Below are 18,579 nucleotides of genomic sequence, written 5' to 3'. Positions count from 1 at the left end.
CGGCCTGGCAAGGAAACTCAGCGTCCCTATACTCCGAGCGTGCGGTTCGAGGTAAGCCTGCTGTCCAGTGACCGATCGTTGTCCTCGGCGCAGGACGCCCGCTGGCGCAGCACCCCGGCGGCGGTCGCCGCGGCGGATGCCGTGGCCACCGAACTACGGGACCTGGGATTGCCGGTGGTGCGCGATCAAGACGAGTTCATCGACGATTTCGCGCCGGAAGCGGAGATGGAGCGGCCGTACGAGATAGTCGTGGTCAGCGGCAGCGGGCTCACGCTCGCGGTCATCCCGATGGCCGACCGCGATCCGGCCTGGCACCCTGCGTGGCTGGCGGAGGCCATCGACCTGCTGCGTCGGGCCGGCCTGACCGTGTGAGGACAGCCATGTTGAATGATCAGAGGATGTCGTTCAGCACCACCACGCACGAAGCCGATCTGTTCGAGAGCCACCGAGGCCGCCTGGAGGCGATCGCCTACCGGCTGCTCGGGTCGGCCGGTGACGCCGAGGACGCGGTGCAGGAGACCTTTCTGCGCTGGCAGGCCGCCGACCGCGGTTACGTCGAGACGCCGGCGGCATGGCTGACCACCGTGCTCACCAACCTGTGCCTCAACCAGCTCGACTCGGCGCGGGTCCGGCGGGAAACGTATGTGGGCCAGTGGTTGCCGGAGCCGGTGTTCGCCGGTGACCGGATGCTCGGCCCGGCCGACACCGTCGAGCAGCGCGAATCGGTGTCGATCGCGATGCTCACGCTGATGGAGCGGCTCTCGGCCAAGGAACGCGTGGTGTACGTGCTGCGCGAAGCATTCGGGTACGGGCACAACGAGATCGCCGAGATGCTCGAGATCAGCGAGTCGAACTGCCAGCAGATCTACCGGCGGGCCAAGCAGCATATGGCCACCGACCGGACGCGCGTCGACGTCGACGCGGCCGCCGCCCGCAGAATTGTCGAGGAGTTCCTCGCCGCCGCGGTCAGCGGGCAGACCGAGACGCTGGTCGAACTGCTGACCGAGGACGCCGCCATCATCGGCGACGGCGGCACCTTCTACGCCACCCTGAGCAGGCCGCTCGTCGGGGCGTTTCGGGTCGCGCGCTTCCTGCGTCTCAGCTTCAGGTCGAGCGACGCCAAGCGTGCGCTGGTCGGCGGCGATCCCGCCTTCTTCGCCGCGATGGCCAACGACGGGCCCGCGCTCGTCATGGCGGTGGCGGATCGCGTCGTCGGCGTCGTGGCACTCGGGGTTACTTCCGCGGGTATCGCGTCGATCCATGCCCAGGTCAATCCCGAAAAGCTCGAACGCGTCAACCGCGCATGGGCGACGGTCGAACACGGAGCGCCGCTGCCCGAATCCTGGTGATCCACTTCACAGTCCACTCCTGTCAGCATTCGTGCCGCTGTCCGGTTCAGGAAGCGAACCATCGAGACAGGAGCAAGACCATGAAGCATCGCATCGTCGTCCTCGGCGCCGGATACGCCGGAGCCAACGCCGCGGGCCGCCTCGCCAAGCGGCTGCACCGCGACGACATCGAGATCACCCTGGTCAATGCCGACCCCGAATTCGTCGAACGGGTGCGGCTGCACCAGCTCGCGAGCGGGCAGGACCTGCCTGCTCGCCCGCTGCGCGATGTCTTCGCAGGCACCGGCGTTCAGGTCAGGACGGCGTCGGTCACCGCGATCGACGTCGATCGCAAGATCGTCGACCTCGCAGGCGACACCGGCACCCTCGAGTACGACACACTGGTGTACGCCCTCGGGAGCACCGTCGCGGACTACGGCGTCCCCGGTGTCGTCGAGTACGCGCACAACGTGGCCGGCAAGCAGGCCGCACTGCGGCTGCGGGCGCGGCTGCACGAATTGGCTTCCGGCGCCACCGTTCTGGTCGTCGGCGGCGGGCTGACCGGTATCGAAGCGGCCACCGAGATTGCCGAAGCCCGCCAGGACCTGAAGGTCGTGATCGCCGCGCGCGGCGGTGTCGGCGACTGGCTCGACGAAAAGGCGCAACGTCACCTGCATCGCGTCTTCGATCGGCTCGGTATCACCGTGCACGAGCAGGCCGATGTCACCCGCGTCGAGGCGGACGGCGTAATCACCACGACGGGCCCGATTCCGGCGCAGATGACGGTGTGGACAGCAGGTTTCACCGTGCACCCGATTGCTGCCGCGACCACACTGACGGTGTCCGGCACCGGGCGGATCGTCGTCGACGGCACCCTGCGTTCGGTGTCGCATCCTGACGTGTACGCGATCGGCGACGCCGCACACACGCCAGGCGTAGGCGGCAAGGAACTCCGAATGGGTTGCGCCACCGCAACTCCGATGGCGTGGCAGGGTGCTGACGCGCTGGCCGCCCGGCTGACCGGCCGCAAGGTCCCTGAGGCACCGATCGGCTACGCCGCCCAGTGCATCAGCCTCGGTCGCCGTGACGCGATCTTCCAAAAGGTGACTCCCGAAGACCAGCCGACCTCGAAGGTCCTCACCGGCCGAATCGCTGCCCGCGTCAAAGAATTCATCTGCGCGTCGGCCGCTTGGAGCATCTACCACCCGACTTTCCTGTTGCCGAGCCGCCGCAGGCGCCTCGCGCCTGTCGAAACGCAGCCACGCGTCGCCGCGTGACCCCGACGCGAACGCCCGCCACCGCCGACGACGTGGCGGCCGCCACCGGTCCAGGGTCCCCGGACCGGTGGCCGGGGTAGCGTCGTCGAAAGTCCGCTGAAAAAATTTCGCGGTGGGATGTCGAGAACTCGCACACGGCTCCGTCCCCGCAGTGAACACGGCCAGAAGGGGCCGTACCTCACCAAGGAGAACGACCATGCGGCAGCACGAGATCACCGAGGTTCTGCACCGGCCGTACAGCCAGGAACTGCTGGCTCGCGACCTGACCCGGCTGGCCTACGTCGCCAAGGACGGCACGCCACGCACGATTCCGATCGGATTCACCTGGAACGGCTCCGAGATCGTCATGTGCACGTCGACGAACGCCCCGAAACTCCATGCCCTGCGCCAGAACCCGATGGTCGCCCTGACCATCGACACCGAGGTGCACCCGCCCAAGACCCTGCTCATCCGCGGTCGGGCCGAGCTGGATGTGGTGGACGGCATCCCGGACGAGTATCTCCAGATGAACGGCAGTTACGTGATGACGCCCGAGCAGCGGGTCGTGTGGGAGGCCGAGGTCCGCTCGCTCTACGACGGCATGGTCCGGATCGTGGTGACCCCGACGTGGGCGAAGCTGCTCGACTTCGAGACGACGCTGCCGAGCCCGGTCGAGGAGCTGATCCGGCAGCGAGACGAGCGGCAGCGCGCGTAATACGCACGGCCACAACGGAACACACGCAACAAAGGAGAACACGATGGCCAAATACCTACTGCTCAAGCACTACCGCGGCGCGCCTGCCTCGGTCAACGACATACCGATGGACCAGTGGACACCCGAAGAGGTCACGGCCCACATCCAATACATGCAGGACTTCGCCGCCCGGCTGCAGAGCACCGGCGAATTCATCGACGAGCAGGCGCTTTTCGCGGAGGGCACCTTCGTCCGCAACGACGGCGAGGGGCGGCCGCCGATCACCGACGGTCCGTTCGCGGAGACCAAGGATCTGATCGCGGGCTGGATGATGATCGACGTCGACAGCTACGAGCGGGCGCTGGAGTTGGCAGGCGAACTGTCCGCGGCGCCGGGCGCCGGTGGAAAGCCGGTGCAGGAATGGCTGGAGCTGCGCCCGATCATGGGCTCGCTGCCCACCATTACGGAGTGACAGGGGTGGACGAGGCCCTGCTGCGCACCCTCACCCCCACGGTCATAGGGATCCTCAGCCGTCGCGGCGCCGATTTCGCGGCGGCCGAGGATGCGGTGCAGGAGGCGTTGATCGAGGCGGTGCGGGTGTGGCAGGACGACCCGCCGCGCGATCCGCAGGGCTGGCTCGTCACCGTGGCCTGGCGCAAGTTTCTCGACGCGGTGCGCGCCGATACCTCGCGGCGCGACCGTGAGGTGCGGGTCGAGGACGAGCCTGTGCCCGGGCCCGCCGAGCTGGTCGACGACACGCTCCAGCTGTATTTCCTGTGCGCGCATCCTTCGCTGACACCGGCTTCGGCCGTCGCGCTCACGCTGCGTGCGGTCGGCGGACTGACCACGCGTCAGATCGCGCAGGCCTACCTGGTGCCGGAAGCGACTATGGCGCAACGCATCAGCAGGGCCAAACGCACCATCTCGGGCGTCCGGCTCAACCAGCACGGCGACGTCGCGACCGTGCTCCGCGTCCTCTACCTCGTCTTCAACGAGGGCTACTCGGGTGACATCGACCTTGCCGCCGAAGCGATCCGGCTCACCCGCCAACTGGCGGCCATGACCAACCACGAGGAGGTCGCGGGCCTGCTTGCCCTCATGCTGCTGCATCACGCCAGGCGCCCGGCGCGCACCGCCGCCGACGGCAGTCTGGTGCCGCTCGCCGAGCAGGACCGCACCCGGTGGGACACCCGATTGATCGCCGAGGGCGTCGATATCCTGCAAGCCGCCCTCGCCCGCGATCGTCTCGGCGACTTCCAAGCCCAGGCCGCCATCGCCGCGCTGCACGCCGATGCCAGGACGGCGGCGGAAACCGACTGGGTGCAGATCGTCGAGTGGTACGACGAACTGATCGGCCTCACCGACAGTCCGGTAGCGCGGCTCAACCGCGCCGTCGCGGTCGGCGAGGCCGACGGCCCGCACGCCGGGTTGGCCGCGCTCGCCGACCTCGACCCCGCACTGCCTCGCTACACCGCCGTCGCGGCCTACCTGCATGAGCGCGCCGGAGATCTGACCACCGCGGCGCGGCTCTACGCCGAATCCGCCGAATCAGCCCCCAACGTGCCCGAACGCAACCACCTCACCCGCCAGGCCGCACGGCTCAACGCCGAACTGCGTGGGTGAGCGCCGCGCAGCCAGAGGGTCAGCCCGACCAGCGCTGCGATGGCGATCCACAGCTCGACCAGGACGGCGAGGGCAAGTCCGGTGCCCTGCCATGCGGCGGAACTCGGTGACAGCGGCGCGGTGGTCGGGCGACCGTCGCGGTCGAGCCACAGCGCGACCTGGTCGCCCGGGTCTGCGGAGCCGGGAACCTCGACGCGCCCCGCGCTTTGCTTGCCGTCTCTGACCCACTGCACGGTGGCCGCGTAGTAGTCGTGATATCCGACGGATCGTGAGGACGTCACTGTCGTCGGATCGCTGGTAACCGTGGCCGCCAGTTCGACTTTGCCCGCATTATCGGCCGGTATCTGTGCCCGGGCGGCGTCGTAGCGAGCCACACCGACCACCGCTGACAGTGGGACAGCGGCCAGGACTGCGACGATCGCCAGCACGCGGACCACACCGAGCCGGTCTGTCGCGCGCATCAGACGAGTTCCGATCGCTGGGCAGCTGGATCGGCTATTTTGCTGGATCCAAGTGGGGGAAGGCTGATTTCGTGCTGAAGGAATACCCGGACGGCCGACGCGATCAGCAGCGTGAACATAGCGGTGAGCACGATGGTGAGCATGGCGGCAACTTTGCCATCATCTATTTACCGCCAACAGTGGCATTAGTGACACTGTCAGTAAATATTCGGCCACTGCTGTGCGCTGGCCCTCGGGAACGGTCTCGGAAGTCCGACAGTGCCGGTCGCCCGGAATGCGGGCGTGGTACGCGTCAGACTGTCTTGATCGCCCCGCCGTCGGCCAAATAGTTTGCGCCGGTGAGGTTTCCGGACACCGGGGAGGCCAGGAAGGTGACAAGTGCCGCGGTTTCGTGCGGTTCGGTGAGCCTGCCGGTGGTGATGCCCATCCGGGCGGGAGCCTCGGCAAGGAATTCCTCGAGGGTGCGGCCAGTTTGAGCGGCGACGTCGGCGGCGTAGCCGTCGGGGGCCGACCAGTTCCGGGTGCGAGTGGGGCCGGGGGAGACCGTGAGCGCGCGCAAGCCTTGTGCGCCGAACTCTTCGGCGAGCGCCTTGGTGAGGTTGTTCAGCGCGGCCTTTGCGGTGCCGTAGTCGACAGGGTGATAGGCGGCGCTGGCGCCGATGGAGGAAATATTGATGATCACGCCGCGCTGCCGGAGCAGGCTGGGTAGCGCGCGGCGGGTGACCCGAACCGTGCCGAACAGGTTGAGTTCGTAGGTGCGCTGCCAGGCGTCGTCGGTGATGTCCAGGAAGCCGCTCGCATCGGCACTGCCGGGAACGACGCCGCCGACAGTGTTGATCAGGACGTCGATCTCGCCGAGGATCTCGGTGGCGCGATCGATCAGAGTGGTTGCCCCGTCCGGGGTGGTCAGGTCGACGGGCACTGCGGTCGAGGGGCCGTCGAGTGCGCGGAGTTCCGGGGTAATGGTGCGTGCGGCGGCGACAACGCGGACGCCTTCGGCAGTGAGCGCCCGGACGATCTCCAGGCCGATGCCTTTGCTGGCTCCGGTGACGACAGCGGTCTTTCCAGCGAGTTGCAGATCCATGATTTTCCTTTTTTGAACTACAGTTACAAATTGAGGGTAGCGGGCACGTCGCCAGGTGGAGGTTCGGGTGCTCAGGTGCCTCGGCGAAGATCAATCACAGTGCGCGCATGGCGGTTTCGACGAGTCCATCGAGCCGGGCGGGGCGCGGATCGGCCTTTGCGAGCACCCGCATGCCGTTGATGGTGGCGAGCAGGAAGTTGGCCGCTGTGTTCGGATCGAGGTCCTTGCTGAACTCCCCTGAACGCTGCCCCTCCTGGATGGCGCCGCGGAAAGCATCGTGCTGCCTGTCGAAAATGCGTCGAACGAGCAGCGCGGCCGTGTCGTCGGAATCGCCCAGTTCCACAGCGGTATTCGTGGCCAGACAGCCTCGGCGTTCCGTGTCCGCGCAGGCCGCGTCCAGCACCATGGTCAATGCGCCGCGCACCCGGTCGCGCGGTGAACCGGGGCCGTCGAGCAGATCGATCACCTGAACCGTCTCTTGCGCCTGGTACCGGCGCAGCGCCCGCTCGAACAGGTCGTGCTTGCCGGTGAACGCGTTGTACAGGCTGCCTCGGCCGATCCCGATCGCATCGAGCAGGTCCTGCGGTGTGGTGCGGGCATAACCCTTGCGCCAGAACACCTCCATCGCCTTCGTGACCGCGTCGTCGGGGTCGAAGCTCTTCGTGCGTGCCATGCAGGCGACGCTAGATATTCTGTACCCATAAGTCAAATAAAGCCTCGAGTGTCGACTTCGCATGGCCGCCCCTGGATCGGCTCGTCGGTTGCACGAGATCATCGATGCCCCCGACCTGCGTGGTCGACGATTTCGCCGACCCGGCGAACCGTTGCCGATACTTCTGGTGTCAATGAAAGTATGGGCAGCACAACACGTTTCGCCGTATTCCTTTGGCGTTGGCCGAAATCTATGCTCTCGTATAGAAGTACTGCGTCGCACTATAGGACGCGCCTGAGTCGGGGGACCACCTTGAGAATCAAGAAGATCGCGGTGGCGGCCATGTTCACCATCGCGGCAACGAGCATTACCGCTGGTGTCGCGCACGCCGCGCCTATACCCGCGCCCGCAAGCGCGAATCCGACCACCGTGCACGGTGACGAGGGCGGCGTCGCCTTCGATGTCTCGGCATCGGCCGATGGAAAGAGCCTGGCCGCCAGCCTGTCCGGCGGCACCTTCACGATGACCGACGTCGCCGTGCACATCGCCGACGCGGCAGGCACGGTGATCGCCAGCCTGCCGCTGACCGTCGAACTCGAGCAGGGCACCGTCGAGCTGCGGCCGCAGCTCGATGCGACCGGCACGCGACTCACCGCCGATCCGGTCGGCTACTGGCGGCAAACCTCGCCGAGGCAGCGCAGTGCCGAGCTCGGCATGGTCCTCGGCGCGATACCGGGCACGCTGATCGGCGTCATCGTCGGTTTGGCCATCGGTATCGCGGGGGGAGTCGTGCTCGCTGTCCTCACCGTGCCGATCGGGATGTTCGGCGGCGCGCTGATCGGCGCCGCCATCGGCTACGGCCTCGGCGCGGCCGTCCCGAATTCCGACGTGCCCGATCGGTGGGACTACGTACCGGACCAGCCGTCGAGCCCCGGCCCGAGTCCAAGTCCCGGCTGCTACGGGTACAACCGCGACCACTTCTACTGCCACTGAGCGAAAGAAGATGGCCGCGGTGCGTCCTACCACAGGATGATCTTTCTACTCGATCTCCCTGAGACGTTCCCTGATCTTTCCCGGATATGTTCGTGCACAGTCCTTTTCGAGTTGTAGGCGGCCTATCGTCGGGGTTCTGTACGTCTCGATGGCAGGAGTTCGTGGTGCGACGATTCGCGATGATCTCGGTGCTCGTGGTCGGTGTGGCGTTGTCTTGTGCGGTGAGTACTGTTCCGGCGGTCGCGGACACCGGAAGCGCGGACCTGCGTACCGGCAGGCTGCAGGCGCTGCTGGATCGGCTGGTCCGCGAGTCCGATATCCCCGGAGCGCAACTGGTGATCACCGAGCAAGGACGCGAAATCCGGCTCACGAGTGGTGTCGGGAATCTGGCCACCGGCGCACCGTTCCCGGAGACCGCGCAGGTCCGCATCGCCAGCATCACCAAATCCTTTGTCGCAGCGACGGTTCTGTTGCTGGTTGCCGAGCAGCGGGTCGAGCTCGATGCCCCGGTGCAGCGCTATCTTCCTGGCCTCGTGCATGGTCCAGGCGGTGACGGCAATGCGATCACCGTCCGGAATCTGTTGCAGCACACCAGCGGAATTCCCGACTATCTCGACACACTGGATATCTCGACGGAAGCGGCGCTGCGCAACCCGCGCCCGGTCGAGGAGTTGCTTCGCCTCGGACTCGACCAGCCCTCGCTCTTCGCCCCCGGCACCGCCTACAGCTACTCCAACATCAACTACCTGCTGGCCGGCGAGCTGATCAAACGAGTGACCGGCCGGTCGTTACGCGACGAGGTCACCAGCCGGGTGATCGAACCACGCGGCCTGGCCGACACCTATTGGCCGGATTTCCCGCGTGAACAGGTGATCCGCGGGCCGCACCCGCACGGTTACGCGCTCTTCGGCGGCAAACGCGTCGATCTCGATGATTTCGACCCGGCGTGGGGCCTCGCCGATGGTGCCATGGTCTCCACTCCCGCCGACCTCAACCGGCACTTCATGAGCCTGCTCTCCGGCCGGATCCTCCCGCACGCCCAGCTGGCGGAAATGCAGCGCACGTTTCCCAACCCGGATCCGGCGTCGCCGCACGCCGCCGGTCTCGGCCTGTTCCGCATGTCGAACAGCTGTGGTCTCGAAACCTGGGGCCACGACGGCGCTTACTCCGGCTACGGCGTCGCGGCCATGGCGACCAGGGACAGTGCAGTGAGTCTGAGTATCAACCAGCTCCCGGAGAAGGTTGTCACCGAAGGAGACACACCACTGGTGTCCGTACTCATGGACACCGCGATCTGCGGGAAGTGAAGCCGGACTGTGTCGGTGGGCTGGCTGCCCAAACCCTAGTTTTATTGGGGGACGATCAGTTCCGGCGCACAGCAGGCGGCAACGCTCATGGCGTCGTTCCGTAGCGGGTGGTGAGCGCTGCGGCGCGATCGCGCAGGGTATCGCGCAACCATTGCGGGGCAAGGGCTTCCGCGTTTGTGGCGAGCTGCCACAGCGCCCATTCGGCATGTCTGGAATCTTGGAAGGTCACCTCCAGTCGCGACCAGCCGTCTGCCTCGGCTTCTTCGGCGCGGACGGCCAGCGCGGTATCCACCAGCTCGCCTCGCGCTGCGGGATTGACCCGGACGAGCACGGCGACTTGGTCGCCGCCGGTCCGAAATCGCGCACTGCGTTCCTGCCAGGCCCGATCCAGGTCGACCCGGTCCGGTCGCTGTGCCTGTTCGGCGAGTTCCTCGGCGGCCAAGATCCGGGACAACCGGTAGGTGCGGTCCGCGCCGGACCGCGTGGCCAGCAGATAGCCCTGGTCGCGCACGGTGACCAGGCCGATCGGGTCCACCGTCCGCCACTGCGGGGTCTGGTCGACCGCCGCGTAATGGATGCGCAGCTTGTGTCCGGCGAACACCGCGCGCCGGACCTCGGCGACGACGGTGTCGGACACGTCGGTGACCAGCCGACGCGCGAGCAGGTCGGTCTCCGGGTCGATGAGCAAGCGCTGCGCCGCGCCTGCCGCGGTGGTCCGATGGCTTTCGGGCAGCGCGTCGACCACCTTGCGCATCGCCGAAGCGAGCGCCGAGTCGAGGCCGAATGTCTGTGCGCCGCGCCGTGATCCGGCGACCAGCAGGGCGAGCGCCTCGTCGTGATTCAGCCCGGTGAGCTCGGTACGGAAGCCGGGCAGCAAGGCGAAGCCGCCGTGGCGACCGCGTTCGGCGTAGACCGGGACCCCGGCCGCGGACAGCGCCTCGATGTCGCGCAGCACGGTGCGCGTGGATACCTCCAGCTCGCGGGCCAGCGCGGGCGCGGACAGCCGATCGTGCTGCCGCAGCAGCAGTACCAGCGATACCAGCCGGTCTGCGCGCATGCGAAAAACTCTATCGGAATACACGACACAAGATGTCGTGATTACGGTGCAGGCTTATCAGTGTGACCAACAAGAAAGTGGCTACTGAGCCGAACGACCTGGGCAGGTACTTCATCGAGTGCGCCAACGCGGGCGACGTCGACGGGCTGGTGGCGCTGTACGAGCCGGACGCCGTGCTGGCCTTCCCGCCGGGCACCCTCGCGACCGGACATGCGGAGATCCGCAAGGTGTACGAGCAATTCGTCGCGGCCGCGCCGGTGCTCACGCCGGGCAAGCCGCATCCAGCGCTGGTGAGCGGTGATCTGGCGCTGACGGCGACCACGCTGACCACCGGCGAGGTGACCGTCGAGATCGCTCGCCGCCAACCGGACGGATCATGGTTGTGGGCCGCAGATCAGCCTGCGCTCGTGCCCTAGCGGGTCGGCGGTGGGTCGGCGCGGTCCGGCTCACCGCCCTATCGTGGGTAGGTGAACGGCGCACGCGCCCAGCAAGTTTCGGAGATGAGCTCGCACCGCCCGGCAGCGCTGGTCAGGTGTTGCGATGAGGCGCATTGCGACGATCGGCGTCTACGGCTTCACCGCTGAAACCTTCGCTGAACAGCTCACCGCTGCCGGCGTCGGCCTGTTGCTCGACCTCCGGCAACGCCGCGGTGTCCGAGGCCCCGACTACGTCTGGGCGAATTCGGCGCGGTTGCAGAGCGCGCTCGCCTCAGCAGGCATCGCTTACCGGCATGTCAAAGAGCTCGCGCCGACAACTGAACTGCGCCAACTCCAATATCGTGAGGACGACCGCCAGGGTGTCGGCAAGCGCAACCGCATCGTGCTTGCGTCCGAGTACGCCGAGCGCTACACCCGCGAGATCCTCGACCCCTTCGACCTCACCGTGCTCGTGGCCGAACTGCCGGACAACTCGACGACCGCCCTCTTCTGCGTCGAGTGCGATCCGGCGGCATGCCACCGCTCGCTCGTCGCTGCGCGCATCCACGCTGAGCACGGTGTGCCAGTCACCAACCTCCGCCCGGCTGAACCATGACTTTGGGCAGGAAAGCGGCCTGAGGTCCCGCGACCCGAGGCTGGGGAATCGCCTGATACGCCAACAGCGACACCCGGGGTTCCAGGTGTCGCTGTTGGTGGTTCTGGCTCAGAGCGTTGCCAGGTCGATCGCGTCGGCCATGGCGCGGTAGCCCGCCGCGTTCGGGTGTTTGCGATCGCCGGAATCGAAGGCAGGGTTGAGGTTTTCGGGGTCGGCTGGGTCGCGGACGGCCGCATTGAAATCGACGACGGCGTCGTATTCGCCGCTGGTGCGCAGCCATTCGTTGAACGCACGGATCTTCGCCGCCGAGATGTCGGTGTAGTACTCGGCGCCCTTCATCGGCAGCAGGGTGGCCCCGATGATCCGAACGCCTGCGCGGTGCGCGGCGGCGATGAGTCGACGATGGCCGTCGATCAGCTGTGCCACCGAGACCTCCGGATTCGGCTTGTAGGTGGGCAGATCGACTTCGGAGAAGCCGAAATCGTTGAGGCCGCCGAGCACGATCACGCTGGTGACGTCGGGCTTGGCCAGCACGTCCCTTGCGAAGCGCCGCACCGCCGCTTCGCCGAACCAGGCGGAATCGTTGAGGATCAGGTTGCCGCCGATGCCCGCGTTGAGGACCGGGCGCGGGGTTCCCGCCTCGACCAGGGCGACAGTACTCCACAATCGACATTAATGAAACAAAATTCCCGTTTGGTTCGCCTGGCTGCCTCCTCGCCGCTGCGGCGGCAACTGTTGGTCCGCGGTGCCGAGCGTCGCCTTCGACGGTGCGCGGCAACGGTTTCCACTGATCCGCGGCTAGTCGCCGCGCGGGCCTGGCACCTGCTGTGCGAGGCGGTTGCGCTGAACTTCGCGCCACGCCTTGCTCGTACACATCCCGCAGTTGGCGCCGAAGAACTCGCCCCTGGCTCGCTCGTCACCCTTCAGGTGGAAGGCGAACCAGGCCGTGCTCGGTCCTCGGAACCCGCCGCCGTCGTTCAGCGGGGTGAAGTGCCCGGCGCCGGCCAATGACCCATAGATTGCGACGATGTGATTGGCACTCTCGTAGAACTGCTTCACTCCAGCGGGTTCGACGATGTTGTCGTCCGCGCCGGCGAGTAGGAGCGTAGGTCCGTGCAGGCCAGCGGGATTGGGCCGCGGACCAGGCTCGATCGGCACCGTGGTGCCGACCCGGGGATCGGCGCCGGCATTGAGGCTGCCGCCACCGCCCCTGGAATGACCGGAGGCGCCGATATGCGCCAGATCGACCTTCCGGTGGAAAGGACTGTCCGACTGCTGGTTCAGTCGGGCGAGCAGATCGATGCCTTGGAGCATCTCGACACCACTGGTGGCCCACACGGTATTCGCCGCGGCGACGATGAACCCGTAGCTGGCCCAGTGCTCGAGCAACCCGTCGTAGATCGCAGGCACGGCAAGCGAGCCGTTGCCCCAGATGATCACCGGGTGTCGATCCATCTTGGCGGGAAAGTACAGCGTGTGCTCCTTTATGCCCTGTACCTGCACCTTGTACGGACCAGGCTTGTCCCACTCGACCGCGGGCGGCGCGGCAACGGCAGGCAGGGCGGGGGCGAGGAGAAGGGCGGCGGCGGTGCCGGTCAGAGTTAACAGTGTGCGTCGATTCGGGGCAAAATCATTGCGAGACAAGGGAATCTCCCATCGTGTGGGTGAAGGAAGTATCTTCACAACGATGGTCGCCGGGTCGGCCTCCACCCACAACCGACTGTCGGCACGTAACGTCCCCAGTTGAACGAGCTACTGCAGCAGAAGCGGTTCGTGGCGAGCGAACCCGACCGTCGGCGAACGAGGAGTGAGGCGCATGTCGGAGTTTGTGGACTGGCTACCCACCACAAAAGAGATGTTGTCCTGGATCGAAACCGTTGTCGCTCAAGGGATCAGGCGACCCGGGTACCCGGCCGACACGTCGGTGCGGAACTGGGTTGCCGACCAGTTCCGCGGCCTCGGCTGCGAGGTTCGCACCGAACCGGTCGAGACCCCGAGCTGGCAGTCCGGACCGGCATCGTTGTCCGCCTGGTTGGATGCCGAGCCCGATCGGAAGATTCAGGTGCACGGGTTTCCGTTGCCGTTCACCGCGCCGTCCACGGGTACCGCGGGCCCGCTGGTTCGGATGACCGAGGAGATGCCAACCACCCCAGGCTTTCTCGCCGTCGACGAGGTCGAACTCAGTGAGGTGCCGCTGGCTACCTTGCGCGACATAGCCGTCAGCGTCTACGACCCGGACGGTGAGTTCGACACGTTGACCCAGACGTTGCCGTTCGGGCCGCAGATGCAGCAGGTCGCCGAACCCGCCATGGCCGCAGGAGCGGCAGGGTATCTCGGCGCGACCACCGGATTCCCTTGGGAAACCTGCGAATACTACGTACCCTATGACGCGGTGCGGCGCCCGATTCCGGGGATGTGGATGACCCGCTCGGACTCGAATCGCGTACTCGACCTGATGAGTCAAGGGCCGTGCAGCGGCGTCTTGACCGCGCACTCCGCCGTGACGGACGCGACCACCGAGAACGTGGTCGCCACCCTGCCCGGTGCCTCCGACCACTGGGTGATCATCGGCTCGCACCACGATGCGCCATGGGCGTCAGCGGTGGAGGACGCCTCGGGAATCGCCATGGTCCTGGCAGCGGCGACCCACTGGTCTCGGGTGCCGCAGTCGCAGCGGCCGCACAATCTGATGTTCCTGTTGAACGGCGGTCACATGACCGGCTTGGCGGGTGGGCGGGCCTTCATCGCACGGCATCGCGAGGATCTGCTACCCAACGTCGTCCTGGAACTCCATCTCGAGCACGCCGCGGTGCGCTGCCGCCCCGAGGACGGAAAGCTGGTGCCCACAGACGAACCCGAAGTCAGATGGTGGTTCGCCAGCTCCGGACTCGAGGATGTGGTGCTCGAGGCGATCACCGAGCAGGGTCTGCGGCGATCACTGATTTTCCCGCCCGATGCGCTGTTCCCCGAACCACCCACCGACGGCGCCCACTTCCATCGGGAACGAGTTCCGTTGGTGCACTTCATCACCGCACCGCCGTACCTATTCGACTCCTGCGACACGCTCGACAAAATTGATGCCGAGGGGCTGGTACCGCTCAGTCGCGCAGCTATCCGTATCGTCGCCTCGACCGCAGGACAGCACCCTCCGCGCACAACCTGAGCGCGATTGCGGATATCCGACGCCGCCGACGCAACCCGACCGGCGCGCGTACGAAGATCTTTCGGGAATACCCGACACAGGATGTCGTGTATCCGATGCGAAGCTCAGCAGCATGGGATACGGAGGTGACGCGGTGATGGACGAGCTGGACACCAGGTTGCACCAGATCGGGCAGCAGCCCTTTCGCGCGAAATTCCGGTTGCGGGGCCGGGACCGCGCGGTGGTCGACCTGCGCGGCATCACCACCGTCCGCAAACACGCCGAAGACCTGATCGCCCGCAGACTAGCCCCGGCCGAACCACTCAACGACGGCCGCCAAACCCCCTACCGCGGTCACCCCGTCTTCGTCGCCCAGCACGCCACCGCCACATGCTGCCGCACCTGCCTCGCTCGCTGGCACCACATCCCCGCCGGGCACGCGCTCGACCCCGCCGAACGCAGCTACGTCGTGGAAGCGATCTGCCGATGGATCGCGAACCAGTACGCCCCCCAATCCCCACCGCCGTAGTTCCTCGGCTCCGGTGCGCACCACGCATCTGGATTCGTCTTCGGCGCAACAGAATACGACCTGAGAATCATCGACGCCGCCGGCTTCAAAGCGATCGTATTTCTTCGGCTTGCACCTGGTCGTCGAAGCGTGCGCGTGCGCGCTCGACGTCCGGCAGTGTGGTTGTGGTCCATCGCAGGAGTGCGTCGATGAGGTCTTGCAACGACCGTCCGAGGGACGAGAGGCGGTACTCGACGGCGACGGGTCGCGTGCTTGTGACGACGCGCTCGACCATCCCGTTGCGCTCCAGACGGCGGAGTGCGGCGGTGAGTGACTTCTGCGTCACGGCGGGAATCGTTCGACGCATCTCGTTGAACCGCAAGGGCCCTCCCTCGCACAGTGCGTCGAGGATCTGCAGTGACCACTTGTCGAGCATCTGGTCGAGCAGTTCGCGGTGTTGCTCGGTGAGCTGAGGGCTGTCCGACGGTGGCGGAGTGGTTTCCGGCATGAAACCTAGTCTCGTTGAAGTGTCCTTGGAGTACCAGGTAGACATCAGATACCTACTCCGAAAGTGAAAGGACACCCATGGCAGTCCAGCTGCTGACCCCGGAAGGCATGTTCACTCCTGTTCCGTACCACCATGTTTCGATCAGCACAGGTACTCGCCACGTGCACGTGGCCGGCCAGATCGCCCGCGACGCCGACGGCAATCCAGTCGCCACAGGCGATCTCGCCGGTCAGGTCGCGCACGCAATGCGCAACACCGCCCTAGGCCTCGCCGGCGCCGGCGCAACCTTCGCCGACGTAGTGCGTCTCCGCTTCTTCGTCACGAGCTGGAGCCCAGACAAGTACGCCGACTTCGTCGCCGGAATCGAGCGCGTCACAGAAGAACTCGGGCTACCACAACCGCTGCCACCCCTGTCGGCGATCGGCGTCGACTACCTCTTCGAGCCCGACGTACTCGTCGAGATAGAAGCATTCGCCGTGCTCGACTGAGCTCCAGACCCCGCCTCATGACCGTGGTGACGTGGCGGACCCGCCACGTCACCACCAAACACCCTGAGAACTCCGCGGCGCGACAATCCGCTTGTAGGATCCCCAGTCCTTCCTGCGGATGGGAAATCGAGTTCCGGCAGGGCGGGCAGAGTGGGACTGTGACCGAAGGCGTCTCCCACTCCTACTATTCCCAGGAATGAGCGTTGGCCCGATCTGCCGCAGAGCGCCCTGATGCTGGTCGAGACGACCTGCCAGCCGTGTTGGCAAACCCGCCATGGCGGCCGCGGCGTCATCCGCCGCGCACGATCCTGACCCGGATGGCGCCGAACCGCCCGCTGACTCTCGAATGGCAACCGGGCGAGCGGCAACAATGGGCTGAAATTCCCCTGGGCTCGGAGGAATTGTGGCGCATCAAGGCGGCTTCGTTCCTCGGAGATCTTGCTGATCCCCGGATGTCCCACCCGCTGGTGAGTGCCTTGGCCGTCGCCCCCGACGAACTCGCGCTCCCGCATCTGCGAACCTTCAAGCCGTGTCGGTTCAGCGGTGACGTGGCCACGCTCCGTCGACTGTTGGGGAGGTTCGGGGTGCAGGCACTGGATTTCGTCTTCTCAGCCGTGCAGCACAACCCCTTGTTTCTCGACATCCTCGCACCGATCGACGGCACCGCTGTGTCGGTGTTCTGGGCACGATGGCTCAACAGCGGCACTCGCCGCACCGCAAAAGCCATCGGCTGGTTCGACCGCCACTTCGATACAGCAGCAACAGATCTCATCGCGGTCGCGCTGTCGAGGAGTGGCAAGGATCGAGTGCCTGCCGAACGCGCACTTCGAATCCTGGCCGCGGCCGGGCAGCGCGGGCGCATTCAAGCCGCGGCCGCGGCCTACCACCCTGCAGCACCAGCTGCGGTGGATGCCATCCTGGACGTCGATCCGCGCCTGCTCTTGCCCGGCCGAATTCCCCAACCGCGGCAGTGGATGGATCTGGACCGCTTGCCGAAGCTGCGGCGGCACGGAAGTCACGACGTTTGGCCGATCACGGCGAGCGTCGATTTCGTATCGATGTTGATGATGTGCCGTCCCGGCAACTATTACGCGGGAGTCCGCGACGTCATCCAAGTCGTCGATCCCCTCTATTTGGCCGGATTCGGGCGCGGGCTGCTCGCCCAATGGGGGCGGGCCGGCTATCCGGCCAAAGATGACTGGGTCTTACATGTCCAAGGGCTTCTCGGCGACCACGAGACCGTTAATGTCTTGGAGACTCGGATCCAGCGGTGGTCGCACATGGCCGACGCGAGCTGCGCCGCCATTGCCACTCTGCGCAACGGCCGCTTGCAGGCCATTGCTAACGGCTATCTACTCGAGAGGCCCTAGCGGGGTCTGAAGAGGTTATACGTCACTTATTTCGAAGATTCCACAGCGCGATCTCAGCAAGCTGTCCGTCGGCAAAGTCGCCCGAATCGAACCTCTGCCGGGCTTCGAGGAGGACCGCACTGCGAGGCTCTTTCACAACCGCAACCGTTCCTGTCAGCGCGAAACCTCTGAGCGAAGAATCCCACACAACCTGCACGTCGCCATCGCCCATGGAGCCGACGTACCGACTATCGGATGTCGTTCGGGCTCTGGGGATCTCTTCACGACAAGCGTTAACGATACCAACGCCTGGGACGGCGAAGACATCGAAGATATCTACGCCGTCCCATACCGTTGCCTATTGCCAGATCATCCATCCCCGCCCGAGCAGAGAGTACGTCGTCACCTTGGTCAGGCTCTTCCTCCTACCGCCGATGAATATCGACGGTAGGCCTCGTCTGCCCTATTACTCGACAGAACGGATGAACTCGTGCAGATCCTGGCTCGCCTGTGTATGACTGCCGACGGCTATGTGACGACACCGGACGGTTGGCCGCCGCAGGTCATCGATCCGGTGCACGGGCCGGGCAGTCACGGCATCGCCGACTTCCTGCGGACCTGCGAGGCCGCTCTGATGGGCCGCACCACCTTCGAACCTGCGCTCACCGCCGATCGCTGGCCCTGGCCGGATCTGGAGGTCTTCGTGCTGGGCTCACACCGGCCAGCGGGAACCCCCGGCGATGTCACCGTCGACGACGATCCGGTGCGGCTACTGGAGAAGATCCGCGCGGCCAATCGCGGTGGCGATGTCCATCTCATCGGCGGTCCCGGCACGATCGAGACCTATCGCGCCCTCGGTGTTCTCGACAAAATCGAACTCGTGGTTCTGCCGTTCTTCGTCGGTAACGGCATGCGCCTGACCGACTCGCTGAATCCGCAGACCGACCTGGAATTCGAAAGTTCTCGGACGTTGGACGGTGGGGCGGTTGAGATCGTCTATCGAGTGCGGCGGCAGCACTGATAATGCTGTCTCACGCCGCGCTTCACACATGAAGTCGATACGAAATCGATCATGTGATTATGAAGCGCGGCTCGAG

General features: G+C 66.0%; 23 protein-coding genes. 15 read left to right on the top strand and 8 right to left on the bottom strand.

What is annotated here, in order from left to right:
* The first annotated feature begins 39 nt into the window (after window positions 1-39).
* The 6 genes from ACGFNJ_RS03865 (at window position 40) to ACGFNJ_RS03840 (ending at window position 4,901) form a co-directional block, all read left to right on the top strand.
* Window positions 40-372, top strand: coding sequence for a hypothetical protein (locus tag ACGFNJ_RS03865; protein WP_393443035.1), 333 nt, complete (start codon window positions 40-42; stop codon window positions 370-372).
* Between the two features lie 26 nt (window positions 373-398).
* Entirely contained in the window at window positions 399-1,349 is a 951-nt protein-coding gene (gene sigJ / locus ACGFNJ_RS03860; RefSeq protein ID WP_393443033.1) for an RNA polymerase sigma factor SigJ, read from the top strand.
* An 80-nt stretch (window positions 1,350-1,429) separates the two neighbouring features.
* Window positions 1,430-2,605, top strand: a complete 1,176-nt coding sequence (locus tag ACGFNJ_RS03855) for an NAD(P)/FAD-dependent oxidoreductase (RefSeq protein ID WP_393443031.1) — start codon at window positions 1,430-1,432, stop codon at window positions 2,603-2,605.
* Between the two features lie 196 nt (window positions 2,606-2,801).
* On the top strand, window positions 2,802-3,299 hold the full coding sequence (locus ACGFNJ_RS03850) for a pyridoxamine 5'-phosphate oxidase family protein (protein ID WP_393443029.1): 498 nt from the start codon (window positions 2,802-2,804) through the stop codon (window positions 3,297-3,299).
* Window positions 3,300-3,342: 43 nt separating this feature from the next.
* On the top strand, window positions 3,343-3,750 hold the full coding sequence (locus ACGFNJ_RS03845; protein WP_069161276.1) for a YciI family protein: 408 nt from the start codon (window positions 3,343-3,345) through the stop codon (window positions 3,748-3,750).
* Window positions 3,751-3,755: 5 nt separating this feature from the next.
* Window positions 3,756-4,901 (top strand): RNA polymerase sigma factor, encoded by a 1,146-nt coding sequence (locus ACGFNJ_RS03840; protein WP_393443749.1) that lies wholly within the window; start codon window positions 3,756-3,758, stop codon window positions 4,899-4,901.
* Here ACGFNJ_RS03840 and ACGFNJ_RS03835 read toward each other — a convergent pair.
* The 4 genes from ACGFNJ_RS03835 to ACGFNJ_RS03820 all read right to left on the bottom strand — a co-directional run bounded on the left by ACGFNJ_RS03835 (window position 4,808) and on the right by ACGFNJ_RS03820 (window position 7,119).
* Window positions 4,808-5,362 carry a hypothetical protein gene (locus ACGFNJ_RS03835; RefSeq protein ID WP_393443027.1) on the bottom strand — a complete coding sequence of 185 codons (555 nt, stop codon included), beginning with the start codon at window positions 5,360-5,362 and terminating at the stop codon, window positions 4,808-4,810. The genes ACGFNJ_RS03840 and ACGFNJ_RS03835 overlap by 94 nt on opposite strands.
* The gene (locus ACGFNJ_RS03830; RefSeq protein ID WP_393443025.1) at window positions 5,362-5,505 is read right to left on the bottom strand and encodes a hypothetical protein; all 144 of its coding nucleotides are present in this window, start codon (window positions 5,503-5,505) and stop codon (window positions 5,362-5,364) included. Before ACGFNJ_RS03830 ends, ACGFNJ_RS03835 begins: the two co-directional genes overlap by 1 nt.
* A gap of 149 nt (window positions 5,506-5,654) precedes the next feature.
* Entirely contained in the window at window positions 5,655-6,446 is a 792-nt protein-coding gene (locus ACGFNJ_RS03825) for an SDR family oxidoreductase (protein ID WP_393443023.1), read from the bottom strand.
* A gap of 94 nt (window positions 6,447-6,540) precedes the next feature.
* A complete protein-coding gene (locus ACGFNJ_RS03820) occupies window positions 6,541-7,119 on the bottom strand; it encodes a TetR/AcrR family transcriptional regulator (RefSeq protein ID WP_393443021.1) in 579 nt (192 codons plus the stop codon).
* A gap of 291 nt (window positions 7,120-7,410) precedes the next feature.
* Here ACGFNJ_RS03820 and ACGFNJ_RS03815 point away from each other — a divergent pair, with 291 nt between their 5' ends.
* The gene (locus ACGFNJ_RS03815) at window positions 7,411-8,091 is read left to right on the top strand and encodes a hypothetical protein (protein WP_393443019.1); all 681 of its coding nucleotides are present in this window, start codon (window positions 7,411-7,413) and stop codon (window positions 8,089-8,091) included.
* A gap of 164 nt (window positions 8,092-8,255) precedes the next feature.
* Entirely contained in the window at window positions 8,256-9,398 is a 1,143-nt protein-coding gene (locus ACGFNJ_RS03810) for a serine hydrolase domain-containing protein (RefSeq protein WP_393443017.1), read from the top strand.
* A gap of 85 nt (window positions 9,399-9,483) precedes the next feature.
* On the opposite strand, the gene ACGFNJ_RS03805 is transcribed toward ACGFNJ_RS03810, so the two are convergent.
* Window positions 9,484-10,455, bottom strand: coding sequence for a helix-turn-helix transcriptional regulator (locus tag ACGFNJ_RS03805; protein ID WP_393443015.1), 972 nt, complete (start codon window positions 10,453-10,455; stop codon window positions 9,484-9,486).
* A 62-nt stretch (window positions 10,456-10,517) separates the two neighbouring features.
* Here ACGFNJ_RS03805 and ACGFNJ_RS03800 point away from each other — a divergent pair, with 62 nt between their 5' ends.
* Both ACGFNJ_RS03800 and ACGFNJ_RS03795 read left to right on the top strand, forming a co-directional pair.
* Window positions 10,518-10,871, top strand: coding sequence for a YybH family protein (locus ACGFNJ_RS03800; protein ID WP_393443013.1), 354 nt, complete (start codon window positions 10,518-10,520; stop codon window positions 10,869-10,871).
* Between the two features lie 124 nt (window positions 10,872-10,995).
* Window positions 10,996-11,487, top strand: coding sequence for a DUF488 domain-containing protein (locus tag ACGFNJ_RS03795; protein ID WP_393443011.1), 492 nt, complete (start codon window positions 10,996-10,998; stop codon window positions 11,485-11,487).
* A 108-nt stretch (window positions 11,488-11,595) separates the two neighbouring features.
* On the opposite strand, the gene ACGFNJ_RS03790 is transcribed toward ACGFNJ_RS03795, so the two are convergent.
* Window positions 11,596-12,153, bottom strand: coding sequence for a GDSL-type esterase/lipase family protein (locus tag ACGFNJ_RS03790; RefSeq protein WP_393443009.1), 558 nt, complete (start codon window positions 12,151-12,153; stop codon window positions 11,596-11,598).
* A gap of 132 nt (window positions 12,154-12,285) precedes the next feature.
* Window positions 12,286-13,131: an acetylxylan esterase gene (locus tag ACGFNJ_RS03785; protein ID WP_393443007.1), complete on the bottom strand. Its 846-nt coding sequence runs from the start codon at window positions 13,129-13,131 to the stop codon at window positions 12,286-12,288.
* 172 nt (window positions 13,132-13,303) lie between these two features.
* Between ACGFNJ_RS03785 and ACGFNJ_RS03780 the strand changes: the two genes are divergently transcribed.
* Both ACGFNJ_RS03780 and ACGFNJ_RS03775 read left to right on the top strand, forming a co-directional pair.
* A complete protein-coding gene (locus ACGFNJ_RS03780; protein WP_393443005.1) occupies window positions 13,304-14,650 on the top strand; it encodes a M28 family metallopeptidase in 1,347 nt (448 codons plus the stop codon).
* Between the two features lie 112 nt (window positions 14,651-14,762).
* The gene (locus tag ACGFNJ_RS03775; RefSeq protein WP_393443003.1) at window positions 14,763-15,158 is read left to right on the top strand and encodes a DUF4186 domain-containing protein; all 396 of its coding nucleotides are present in this window, start codon (window positions 14,763-14,765) and stop codon (window positions 15,156-15,158) included.
* An 85-nt stretch (window positions 15,159-15,243) separates the two neighbouring features.
* Here the strand turns inward: ACGFNJ_RS03775 and ACGFNJ_RS03770 are convergent, their stop codons facing one another.
* Window positions 15,244-15,645, bottom strand: coding sequence for a winged helix-turn-helix transcriptional regulator (locus ACGFNJ_RS03770; RefSeq protein WP_393443001.1), 402 nt, complete (start codon window positions 15,643-15,645; stop codon window positions 15,244-15,246).
* Window positions 15,646-15,722: 77 nt separating this feature from the next.
* Here ACGFNJ_RS03770 and ACGFNJ_RS03765 point away from each other — a divergent pair, with 77 nt between their 5' ends.
* The 3 genes from ACGFNJ_RS03765 (at window position 15,723) to ACGFNJ_RS03755 (ending at window position 18,503) form a co-directional block, all read left to right on the top strand.
* Window positions 15,723-16,133 (top strand): Rid family hydrolase, encoded by a 411-nt coding sequence (locus ACGFNJ_RS03765; RefSeq protein ID WP_393442999.1) that lies wholly within the window; start codon window positions 15,723-15,725, stop codon window positions 16,131-16,133.
* Between the two features lie 317 nt (window positions 16,134-16,450).
* Entirely contained in the window at window positions 16,451-17,503 is a 1,053-nt protein-coding gene (locus ACGFNJ_RS03760; RefSeq protein ID WP_393442997.1) for a hypothetical protein, read from the top strand.
* 469 nt (window positions 17,504-17,972) lie between these two features.
* Window positions 17,973-18,503, top strand: a complete 531-nt coding sequence (locus ACGFNJ_RS03755) for a dihydrofolate reductase family protein (protein ID WP_393442995.1) — start codon at window positions 17,973-17,975, stop codon at window positions 18,501-18,503.
* Window positions 18,504-18,579 lie beyond the last annotated feature (76 nt).

The sequence above is a fragment of the Nocardia sp. NPDC049149 genome (assembly GCF_043197455.1).
GTDB lineage: Bacteria > Actinomycetota > Actinomycetes > Mycobacteriales > Mycobacteriaceae > Nocardia.
The sequence above is the reverse complement of the archived record's forward strand: the minus strand, read 5'-3'. Positions and strand labels throughout refer to the sequence as shown.